Here is an 11618-nt window from a genome sequence, read left to right as displayed (position 1 = left end):
CAAGAATGGTAGGTTTATTTTCAAATCAATGTAGCAAGACAACTAATCTATTAGTTAAAAACCGTAAATTTTCGCACAAATGTTATGAAAACCTCAATACTGCTACTGGCGGAGCAAATGTGCCTAAAAAGTTTTTTTTACCAAAATAATTTACACCATTTTTTACACCAACACCCGAATCATTTTGAGAAAGAACAGTCGTAGGAATACGAATATGTTTTACGCCTCTATGAGCAATAGCTGATGCATAGCCTGTCATATCTAAAAATGCTCCACCGCCTATGGCAGCTACAAATGAGTGACGGTCGATACCATAAGTATCAATTGCTCGGAGTGTTTGAGCTAAATATATTTCATCATTTTTTACTTGTTCTCCACCCGGTAACACGATAATGTCTGCTACTAGCTCCACTTGTTCTTGACCTTCAAAGTATTTTTTTATGGCTTCTTGCAAGTATTGATGAGTGTTGGCAACACCTTCGTCAATTAGAAATAAAATTTTCTTACGAAACTCATTTGCACCATAATGACTGCCAAAATCGTTTAAGAAAGTAATTAAAGTAGTGTTTTCAGGGGCGAAGAGATTTTCGGTAAATAAGATATTGTACGAAAAATTAACCTGAAATGTTTGCTGAATCTGAGACATTTATAATACGAGTAAAAAATCAAATTTTAAACAATATTTAACTAATGATGAATCCATACCATTGGCTTAATCAAGGCATAATTCCTTCACTTTATGTAACGGCAAATAACTTCGCCAATTTCATAGAAAGGGGCAACAATGCTAAAACACATAAAGCAAGAATCCAGTTTCCTGAAACACTTACCCATGCTGCATCCATTACGATTAAAGACAGTACTCCTGCTTTCACAGCCTTGCCGATATTAGGCCCTATTGGGTCAGTAATTGCTGTAATTAATGGTTTGAAAATCAAGTATATGTGTAATAACACAAAGCCAATTGCTAGTTCAAAATAGCCTAATTGAAATGCAAAAAGCAATTGAGAAATACTAACAAAAGCATATAAAAATCCTGCAAAATATAATGTTTTTTGGCTTCCTCCATGCACTTCTCCCCTACTTACCATCGTTATGGCAGCGATGTATATAACAGGAATAATACCTAAATACCACAGTTCCGCTGGAGCAGTAGCTACAGCAGACATTCCTAAAATCAGGTTTCCGCCACGACAAAGCCCCATGTTAATTGGACCAATGATATCATGATGTTTGCCGAAACGATTATAAACCAATGCCAAAATTGCAACGGCAATAGCGATTAGTCCACTTTGAGTACTGTTGAGAAAGGCTGCAATAATACCAATGATAAGCAAAATACTGCCGAATATGGCAGCACTTTGCTTACTGACTCTTCCACTTGGAATCGGTCGTTCGGGTCTCTCTACAGCATCTAGTTCAGCATCAAAAACGTCGTTATACACGATACCACCACCATACAAACACTTGGTAGCAATGACGAGTAAAAGAACCGTTTGAATACTTTGAGTATCGCTTGAAAAAATAAAACCTGCGATGGAAATCCCAGCGAAAATATCAGCTACGGATGTCACAATGTTGGCAGGTCTTAAAAGTTGGAAGTATGCTTTTATGTTCAAAACTTAACGAATGATTAAGGCATTTTTATCGACTCTTGGTTGTTGTCCTCCCCTCAAAATCGTGTTGCCATTAAATTTTAGACTTTGGTCTATTTCTTGCGGATTTTCAAAATCATCCACATTAATTTGTCCGCTCTGAGCAAAGGCATCAATGGCATTTTGATAGGTAACCAAACGAATATCATGGTCTGAGATTCCTTTTATTTTCATTAACGCTGCCGTTTTGGGAATAGCCAAGGGGTCACTAATACCCCAGTCTGCTGCAGAATTAATCATAATTCTTTCAGAACCATATTGTTTTACCACCTCTACCATGCGTTCGTTACCCATTTTTGTGAATGGATAAATAGTAAAGGCCGCATAAAAACCTTGGTCTAATACACTTTTTACAGTTTCTTCATTATTATGATCAATAATTACCATTTCAGGACTAATACCATGTTCTAGTGCAATAGCCATACTTCTTTCAGTTCCCTTTTTCTTGTCACGGTGTGGAGTATGTACTTGTACTGGTAAACCAGCTTCTTTGGCTAACTCTAATTGTAAACGATAATATTTTTCTTCGGCAGGCGTTTGGTCATCAAAACCAATTTCGCCAACCCCAACTACACCTTCTTTATATAAATAAAGCGGTAGAATTTCCATTACTTCTTCTGCAAGGGCTTCATTGTTGGCTTCGCGAGAGTTCAGACCGATAGTACAATAATGTTTGATACCAAATTGCGAAGAACGAAAACGCTCCCATCCTATCAAACTGCTGTAATAATCTTTGAAAGTTGAAAGCCCTGTACGTGGTTGACCCAGCCAAAAAGCAGGCTCAATAATAGCTACCACGCCCGCATCAGCCAATGCTTGATAGTCATCAGTAGTACGAGAAGTCATGTGAATGTGTGGATCAAAAAACTTCATGTCTTTGATATAATCCATGAAATTGACTTGTACATTCGTAGCCGTTGCCAATTCTTCGGCTGTTCCTTCAAAATGTGAAGGATTTTGGGTTATTTCGTTATGTTTTTGGCACATTTGATTAGTGGTTAATAACTAGCTCAAAGGTCAACACACAAACTCTGATTTGAACTAGCTTTAAATTTCGAATAAAATACTAATTAGTATATCCTTTATTATCGGACAATAGAAGCGATAATTACTTATTCTTCTAAAGTTTTCCAAGAAATACGCTGACTATCAAGTCCTTCTACTAATGTTGAATATTTTTCAAGCAAGGATTTTGCAGGCTCAAAAGTTGTTTCTTTGCATACTAATATTGCAGCAATTTGATTTTGCTGACTATCTGTCAACAATAACTTCTCTATATCTTTCAATAAACTCTCGTTCAAAAACTGAATAACTAATCGCCAAACTTGTGCTGGAACTGTTCTGCCAGCAGCCCAACGTTCATGGGCAAAATCTGAAAGCGTATCCGCTAATTTTTGATTGGCTCTGTCGGCTAAACCATGAATTAAATGAATCGGCTTATCATTAAAAATACATTTTAACACTAATTGATTCCATTCTGCTTCAGAAAAATATGTACTAGCAAAAGTATTTCTAAATGCTAAAGAATCGAAAATCAAACCAATATTAGAACGAACGGCCTCTGTAGCCCTGTAAACCCATTTTTGAGGGAAAGCTAAATAAGGTAAAGCTGAATATAAGGCTACAGCTTCATTGATTTCAGCGGTATCAAAAAGTGAATTAATATTTTTAAGATACGTTTCTTCTGAGTCGTGTGGAATAGATAACAATAAATAAACTCTTGTTAACCTATCCATCGTCCATTCATGAACAAGATTTTCGTTATCAACTAAAATATTTACTGTCTTTTTTGATACAAATCTTGGTGTGGCGACAAATGCTGTTAAAATATGTTTACTATCACCCGATGTTTTGCTTAAAATCCAATTTAGCTCTTTATCTGTAGCATTTTCTTGGATAATTTTTAAAAGGTTGCTCTGTATGCTCACAATTTTTAAGTCTAATTAATGCAAAATAATATTTATCAAAGGTAAGAACAGCGAGGGAAATTTAACGTAATAAAAATCATTGTTTACGTAGTATTTATCTCTTTTTGTCGTTTTATTAAATACCAAACCGTTGAACGGTTGAACAGTTTTCCTTTAACGGTTCTGAAACCAAAATTATTGAGTTCTTGAGCAATACTTTCCAACGTATATTCATCCCTATTGTATCGTGCTATCATACCACTTGCCATTTTGTTGTTAATATTTTTAATGGCTTTTTCTCTTTGCATCTTCCCGCCAAGGTCTCTGGTTTCTTGGGTAAAATACTGTGGGTTACCCATTTTTTCACCTCTTTTTTTCTTAGCTTCTAAGGCTACTTTTGTTCTGATACTAATGATTTCTCTTTCTCTTTGAGCGAAAATTGCATAAATTCCTAGTGTAACTGTATCAGTATCAGGTAAATCGCAACTTTTAAAGTTTTCGCCTAATAATTTTTTCAATTTGAATATATGCTCAATATCTCTGCTCAATCTATCTAGTTTTGCAACGATAAATGTGTATTTTTTTTCATTACACAATTTAATCGCTTCCATCAATTTAGGACGATTTTCAATGTCTTTACCACTGATGGCTTCAATAAATTCATGTTCAATAGCTGCTTCATCAATTTTTGCATAATGTTCAATAATGGCACGTTGGGCTTCTAACCCAAGTCCCGAACGTTCTTGACCTTTTGTTGAAACACGTAGATAGCTTACATATTTTTTCATAGATAGATTTTATATGTTTAAAATCTCTTTTTTAAATCCGCTGAGATTTTATTATTTCTTTGCCAGATTAATTCTGGTACAGAATAACGGATTCTCAAGCGCTTCATTTTACTGCTGTTTTTCAAATTTAATTTTTGAAATAACCGAAACTATCAACTTTTAGAATTTTAACCTCAAGTTTGACTTTTAGACAAATATAATACGCTTTGTTTAAAATCTAAGAGGGTCGTATTAGATTTTAAACAAAACTTCTAAAAATCATTTTTATTTTATTCAAGGTTGATTTTCTAGTTTTTTTTAATTAAAGGAATTTTATTCTTTCAAAATTCCTTTACTATTAATAATCACTTTAAAAAAATGTATTTAGTGTTCTAAGTCAAAGCTCAGATGAAAGAACTTTTTAATTTTAATCTTCATGAAAAACGCGTTTCAAATTTTAACTACTATTATAGCTTTAATATTTACGAATTCAATATTTGCTCAAAAATCGTCACCACGGTTTATGTTTAGATTGTACGAAGACAATGACTTTTTTAACGTTCGAGGAATAGGAACTGATGAAGCTTACAGCAATGGAACAAGATTCGATTTATTTTATACAAAAAAACATGACTCTCATTTTTTTGTGGATAGACTATTACCGAAAGCAGGCGATAGCACCATTAATGTTTTTGGTTGGGGCTTTGCACAACTCATGGTTACTCCGAGAGATATTACCAAAACAGAATTTCAACCAGATGATTATCCATTTGCGGGGTCTTTGTATATTACACATACACTTTATTCTTATAATCCTGTTAAGAAATACGATTTTCAAACAGAGATAATAGCGGGAGTAAGGGGACCAGCAGCTTTGGCAAAACAAACACAAACACTGATGCATAGGATAATTAATGATAAAATTCCAAGAGGATGGGATAACCAATTAGATAATACTGCTATTTTTAACATAAACTTCACTGCTGAGAAAGAAGTATTTCATTTTCAGAAATTTATTGAAGTAATGGCAGGAGGGAGAGCCACGCTTGGTAATATGCTCAATTCTGTAACAGTGTATCCAATGGTTAGGATTGGTAAATTTAGTCCATATTTTCAAGGATTTTTAAATCAATATGGGAGTAAATCCAGTAGTTTTAAAAAATTTCAGGCATATTTTATCTTTAAACCTGAAGCATCGTATATCCTCACTAATAAGTTGATGAATGGAGAGGTAAATAATTCAAAAACAGATGTTTATCAAAATAGTATAAGAAATTGGTTTGCTGAAATTTCATACGGAGCTGTAATTACTAAAGGTAATTTTGGTATTTCGTATAATCAAAAAGTAGCAAGTGCTTATAAAAAAGGGCTGTATAGACATAGTGTCGGAAATCTTTCATTGTATTACAATTGGTAAATTAATTAGCTTTGTAATTATAACAAATTAACTAAGCAAGATGAAGATTGTCGTTTTAGATGGATATACTTTAAATCCTGGGGATTTATCATGGGATGAGTTAAACGCATTAGGGGAAGTAACAATTTACGATAGAACTCCAAGCGAAAAAATTGTAGAGCGAGCCGACGGGGCAGAGATTGTGTTAACGAATAAAACACCACTTGGAGCTTCAGAAATTTCACAATTAAGTAGTTTGAAATACATTGGTGTATTGGCTACGGGATATAATATTGTTGATATTGAAGCTGCTAAAAATCAAGGAGTTATTGTAAGTAATGTACCTGCTTATGGTACTGAATCTGTTGTGCAGATGACTTTTTCGCTTTTACTAGAACTTACTTTACAAGTTCAAAAACATAGTGATGCTGTTCATGATGGGAAATGGGCAAATTCTAAAGATTTTTGTTTCTGGGATTTCCCTTTAATTGAATTAGCTGGAAAAACCATAGGCATTATTGGTTTTGGTAGCATTGGTCAAAGAGTTGCAGATGTTGCTACAGCCTTTGGAATGGACGTCATTGGTTATAGTCGTACACAAACCGACCAATCGCATCGTAAAAATTTTAAATGGGCAAGCATACCAGATTTGTTAGTAGCATCAGATGTAGTAAGTATTCATTGTCCATTAACTGCCGAAACAAAAGGACTGATTAATCGTGAAAATTTACAGAAAATGAAAAACACTGCTTTCCTGATTAATACCTCAAGAGGACCCATTGTAGTCGATGAAGATTTAGCAGAAGCATTGAATAATGGCACTATTGCAGGGGCTGGGATAGATGTACTTTCTGTAGAACCCCCTCAAAAAGATAATCCATTGTTTACAGCAGAAAATTGTATTATTACACCACACATAGCTTGGGCTACTAAAGAAGCAAGAACAAGATTACTAGCCATCGCTTTAGAAAATATCTCAGCCTATATCGGAGGAAATCCTACAAATATTGTTAATAAATAATTTATACAATACGTAATAACTTGTTGTAAATCAATGTATTAATTTAAAAATGTCTCTATACTTTTGAGGATAGAGACATTTTTAAATGTGTATTATGCTTGCTTTAATAACTGAATATTAGCTATTAATTTCACTTCTTCACTTACCAAAACTCCACCCGCTTCTGTTGGAGCATTCCAAGTTAAGCCAAAATCTTTACGATTGATTTTAGCGGTTAATTCAAACCCAGCTTTTACATTTCCCCAAGGGTCAGTGGCTGTTCCGCCATATTCTACTGCCAATTTTACAGGATTTGTTACGCCTTTGATGGTTAAGTCTCCTACTAATTCGAATTCATCATCATCTTTTTTTGTAAATTTAGTAGAAGTAAATGAAAGTGTTGGATACTTTTCAACTTCAAAGAAATCAGCACTTTTTAAGTGTCCGTCGCGTTGTTCGCTATTGGTACTAATAGAATCCACTTTTGCTTCGAATGATATTTTTGCATCTTCAAAATCGTCTCCAGCCTCAACTGTTCCGCTGAATTCTTTGAAATGTCCTGTTACAGTTGTGATAACTAAATGTTTAACTTTAAACTGTACTTCTGAATGTGATGGGTCAATAGCCCAGATTGTAGTTGACATGATGTTTTAAGTTTAATATTATGAAATTGATAATTAATTTTCTTTAAAAATATATTGGTTCGCTAAATTGATTTCCTCCAAAGAAATAGCATGTTGTTTCCCTTTGAAAATTTCTGAATGAACATTCGAATTAAGTTTTTTTAGAATCGAAATACTCTCTTCTACCCTTACTAACGGAACATGTGGGTCTGGATTGCCTGTGGTGATTAATATTGGTGTTTGCTCAAAGTCTCCTTTATATCTTTCTTTTACCAATACTTCGCCAATCACGCCTCCAGTAAAAGCGACAACACCGCCATACTTTTTAGCATTCCTAGCCACGTATTCTAAGGTAAGACAAGCTCCTTGAGAAAACCCTAAAAAGTAGATTGAATCAGCAGGAATACCTGCCTTTTCAATATCTTTCATTACCTCATCAATTACATTCAGGGCCGAATCTAGCGCAGGTTGATTTTGTTCCTCGGGTGCCATGAAACTATATGGATACCAACTTCTTTGCGTAGCTTGAGGGGCAAAAATCGCCATTTTACCAAGATTCAAATGGTCTTTTAATGTAATGATATCTTGAGCTGAACCACCGCGACCGTGAATCATCACGATCGCTTTTTTGGCTTTTTCGATTGAAATACCAGTGGTCAAAACTTGTTTGCTATGTAAATACATAATTTTAATGAGTAAGTTAATCCAGTTTTGGAAGTGTTTTTTCGATACCAGCACGATATTGTTCATATTGAGCAGGTAATTTTAAGTTTAATCCCAATTCTTCTAAAGATTCATCTACTGTAAAACCTGGGTTATCACTTGCAATTTCAAAAAGTACTCCACCTGGTTCACGGAAATATAATGAATAGAAATAGTTTCTATCGATTTTCTCTGTAATCTGTAAACCCGCATCCATTACTTTTTTGCGAAATTCCATTAGGATATTATCATCGCTTACTCTGAATGCTACGTGGTGTACAGAACCTTTTGAAACGTGTCCTACGCCTTCACCTGGTACTTCTACTAAATCAACGATGGCTGCCTGTTCAACAGCATCAGTTACAAAACGATAACGATTTACGTGTTGTTCTAATAAACGATACCCGAAAATATCTGTAAGCACTTTAGCTGTAGCATCAATTTTATTCGTAGTAATCGTAACGCTATGAAAACCTAAAGTAGCATGTTTTGCTGTTACTTCCTCTGTTTCAAATGGGGTACGAGTATCAGCTTTTTTGGGAACAATCAATTCAAATTTCAAACCGTCAGGGTCTAAGAAAGTAAGGTATTGTTCTCCAAATTTCTCAGCTACTTTATTATAAGTAACATTGTTTTGCTCGAATCTCTTTTGCCAGAATTCTAAACTTCCTTCTGGAACTGCATACCCAATTTCTGTAGCTTGACGAGTCCCTCTTCTTCCTTGTGGAATACCATCACCCCAAGGGAAGAATGTTAATACTGTTCCAGGTTCGCCTGTAGCGTTACCATAGTAAAAGTGATATGTATTTGGGTCATCGAAATTGACAGTTTTTTTAATCATTTTCAATCCCATTACTCTTGTATAAAAGTCGTAATTTCTCTTTGCATTTCCTGCAATAGCAGTGATATGGTGCAATCCATTTATTCTATTTTCCATAATTGTTTTCCTTTTTTGTTGATACAAAGTTATCCGCTCAGATATTGATTTCTCTTGAACTAGGACAAGAAAACACAGAAATGAGAAAAAAATGAAAAAAAGACTAAAAATAAACTAAAACTAAACTAAAACTAAAATAGCTTCTTAGCCACATGTTATTTGCGTGACTAAGAAGCTATTTTATTATGCTATATATTAGATTTACTTCACCTTCCACTCATGAATTCCAGCGGCGTTATCTTTCGATAATTGTACTTCTAATTTTAAAGCTTTGGTAGTTATTGGTTCAAACTGAATAGTGTTGAATTTATCTTTAGCAACAGCATCTTGATTGATTACTTTAACAGGAAGCCATTGACCATCTTTCAGGTATAATATTTTCCAAGAACTTGGTAAATAACACCCTCCCCAAGGACTATCGTCAAACCAATAGACTTCTGATGATGATACTGTATATTCTTGGTCAAAATCATACTGAACAAATTCGGTAGAATTTTTCTTTGGCCACCAATGGAAGAAATTACCACTTCTGTCGATAGAGTTTTCAACCTCATATTGGTCATTAAGTGCTTTTAACATCATCGGACTTTTGATTGAAGCCGTAACTTTACTTTTACTAGCTATGGTCGGAGCAGGCTTTGGTTTTGATGCCGACGCTTCAAAAGGAATCCACACTTGCATTTCTGATGAACCACGATTCGCCCATGTATAATATGGAATAGCGGTTACTTTCTGCTGTGTTTTAATCAACTCATTACTATTGATTTGCCTTTTGGTTGAAGAACCATCCATTTCTAAAGCCATCACGCCGTTCAATAAACTAGTCTGAAAAATAGGAGTAACCGTTGAGTTTTTATCAACAACGATATTCAGTACTGATGAATCTGCATTATCAATACCTTCTAAACAATAGACTAAGGGTCCTCTTTGCAAAGCAAATCTTTGATAATCAGCTTTAACGCTGTCTTTGGCTTCAATCTTTTTTATTTCCATTGGTAAATCCAATGTCAATTTATCGCCTTTAACCCATGTACGATTAATCACAGCATAGCCCTTTTCGATTGAATATTTTGCAGGTTTCCCATTTAATAAAAGGGTAAAGTCTATGCTTTTACTTTTATCCTGATACAAATCGCCTTGGATTGGTTGATTTTTTGCCCAACCCGGAATACGAATATGAATGTTGAAACTAGCTTTTTTAGCTGGATTGATGATAAATTCATCTTTCCCACTCCAAGGATAATTGGTTTCTTGATGGATTTCAACCTTAGTATTTGTCAATTGGATAGTGGCATCACCCCCTACAAATAAATTAATATATAAATCGTTCTGATTTTGCGCATACGCATATCCTGGTACTGAAGGCAAAAAGCGAGTCATGTTAGAAATACAACAGGCACAATCATACCAAGTTCTGCGTTGATGTTGTCCCATTGAAGCCAATGGATTTGGATAAAAGAATCTATCTCCTGTTAAAGAAATACCAGAAAGTAAACCATTGTAAAGGGTACGTTCTAATACATCAATGTATTTAGCATCGCCATGCAGTAAAAACATTCTATTGTTCCAATACACATTGGCAATGGCGGCGCAAGTTTCAGCATAGGCACTCATGTTAGGTAAATCATAATCAGCCCCAAAAGCTTCTCCATTACCCGTTGCCCCTATACCACCTGTGATGTAAATCTTTTTATCAACCACATCATTCCAAATATCGTCAATGGCACTTAAGTATTGCTTGTCGCCAGTCAGTGCTGCTACGTCTGCCATGCCTGTGTACATATAAGTTGCCCTAACCGCATGCCCCACCGCTGTATGCTGATCTACTACTTTTTTATGCGATTGACTGTATTCTTGGTTCAAATGCCCTTCTTTCCCTCTTAAATCCAGAAAGAATTTTGCTAAAGTCAAGTACTCTTTTTTGCCCGTTACCCTATACAAACGGGTTAAACCAGTTTCCACGATTTGATGACCGGGGAAACGTTCTTCTTTGCCCCAGCCAAAAGTTTTCACTAATAAGTCAGCATTTTTGGTGGCAATATTTAGCAAATTCTTTTTACCCGTTGCTTGATAATGCGCTACTGCCGCTTCATAAAGATGCCCTGCATTGTATAATTCATGACTTAAGTCTTCTTCTTTTTCCCAACGTTTTGAACCAATCCACTCGTGTGGTTTGGCAATTTTCATTGTTCTAAAAGTATATAAATATCCATCTGGTTCTTGGGCAGCACCAATATTACTAATTAAGGTATCTAAGTATTTTTCAAGGGCAATATCTTTTTTAGTTTGAAGACTATAAGATGCCCCTTCTATCACTTTATATAAATCCGTGTCATCAAAAGTATAAGTAGTACTTTTTTCAGCGGGTATTTTTCCTGCTGCTTTAGCAAAATTATCAATCCGTCCAGTTATTTTACATTGGTTTAATGTATAGGGAATGGTTACCTCGGCATTGATTTTCATTTTAGGTAACCAAAAATTATCCTTAAAGTGTACTTGTGTAAAAGTGACAGGTTGAATAGGATAATCATTATGTTGTGCCTCAGCTTCATTGATAAAAAATGAAAAAAGAACCACAAAAGTAAATAGCCTTTTGAAAGATAATGATGACATATTGTTGAGTGTTTATGG

At 34.8% G+C, this 11618-nt stretch carries 11 protein-coding genes; 2 read left to right on the top strand and 9 right to left on the bottom strand.

Annotation, left to right across the window (positions count from 1 at the left end; genetic code table 11):
• Positions 1–82: 82 nt before the first annotated feature.
• The 5 genes from J2Y60_RS10670 to J2Y60_RS10650 form a co-directional block, all read right to left on the bottom strand.
• Positions 83–646 carry a hypothetical protein gene (locus tag J2Y60_RS10670; RefSeq protein ID WP_309917514.1) on the bottom strand — a complete coding sequence of 188 codons (564 nt, stop codon included), beginning with the start codon at positions 644–646 and terminating at the stop codon, positions 83–85.
• 91 nt (positions 647–737) lie between these two features.
• Positions 738–1619 carry a UbiA-like protein EboC gene (gene eboC, locus J2Y60_RS10665; protein ID WP_309917511.1) on the bottom strand — a complete coding sequence of 294 codons (882 nt, stop codon included), beginning with the start codon at positions 1617–1619 and terminating at the stop codon, positions 738–740.
• A 3-nt stretch (positions 1620–1622) separates the two neighbouring features.
• On the bottom strand, positions 1623–2642 hold the full coding sequence (locus J2Y60_RS10660) for a TatD family hydrolase (RefSeq protein ID WP_309917509.1): 1020 nt from the start codon (positions 2640–2642) through the stop codon (positions 1623–1625).
• A 125-nt stretch (positions 2643–2767) separates the two neighbouring features.
• A complete protein-coding gene (locus J2Y60_RS10655) occupies positions 2768–3583 on the bottom strand; it encodes an EboA domain-containing protein (protein ID WP_309917506.1) in 816 nt (271 codons plus the stop codon).
• Positions 3584–3666: 83 nt separating this feature from the next.
• A complete protein-coding gene (locus tag J2Y60_RS10650) occupies positions 3667–4350 on the bottom strand; it encodes a recombinase family protein (protein WP_309917504.1) in 684 nt (227 codons plus the stop codon).
• A 415-nt stretch (positions 4351–4765) separates the two neighbouring features.
• On the opposite strand from J2Y60_RS10650, the gene J2Y60_RS10645 reads away from it, so the two are divergent.
• Both J2Y60_RS10645 and J2Y60_RS10640 read left to right on the top strand, forming a co-directional pair.
• A complete protein-coding gene (locus J2Y60_RS10645) occupies positions 4766–5746 on the top strand; it encodes a lipid A deacylase LpxR family protein (protein WP_309917501.1) in 981 nt (326 codons plus the stop codon).
• 40 nt (positions 5747–5786) lie between these two features.
• Complete coding sequence (locus J2Y60_RS10640) at positions 5787–6746, top strand: D-2-hydroxyacid dehydrogenase (RefSeq protein WP_309917497.1); 960 nt, start codon at positions 5787–5789, stop codon at positions 6744–6746.
• A 92-nt stretch (positions 6747–6838) separates the two neighbouring features.
• Here the strand turns inward: J2Y60_RS10640 and J2Y60_RS10635 are convergent, their stop codons facing one another.
• From J2Y60_RS10635 to J2Y60_RS10620, 4 genes are all read right to left on the bottom strand, one after another.
• Positions 6839–7369, bottom strand: coding sequence for a YceI family protein (locus J2Y60_RS10635; protein ID WP_309917493.1), 531 nt, complete (start codon positions 7367–7369; stop codon positions 6839–6841).
• A gap of 33 nt (positions 7370–7402) precedes the next feature.
• Positions 7403–8032: a dienelactone hydrolase family protein gene (locus J2Y60_RS10630; RefSeq protein WP_309917491.1), complete on the bottom strand. Its 630-nt coding sequence runs from the start codon at positions 8030–8032 to the stop codon at positions 7403–7405.
• 16 nt (positions 8033–8048) lie between these two features.
• On the bottom strand, positions 8049–8987 hold the full coding sequence (locus J2Y60_RS10625; RefSeq protein WP_309917489.1) for a ring-cleaving dioxygenase: 939 nt from the start codon (positions 8985–8987) through the stop codon (positions 8049–8051).
• A gap of 201 nt (positions 8988–9188) precedes the next feature.
• Positions 9189–11600 carry a glycoside hydrolase family 127 protein gene (locus J2Y60_RS10620; protein WP_309917486.1) on the bottom strand — a complete coding sequence of 804 codons (2412 nt, stop codon included), beginning with the start codon at positions 11598–11600 and terminating at the stop codon, positions 9189–9191.
• Positions 11601–11618 lie beyond the last annotated feature (18 nt).

This window comes from Arcicella sp. BE140 (assembly GCF_031456255.1).
GTDB classification, from domain to species: Bacteria; Bacteroidota; Bacteroidia; order Cytophagales; family Spirosomataceae; genus Arcicella; species Arcicella aquatica.
This window is presented reverse-complemented; position numbering and strand designations above follow the sequence as displayed.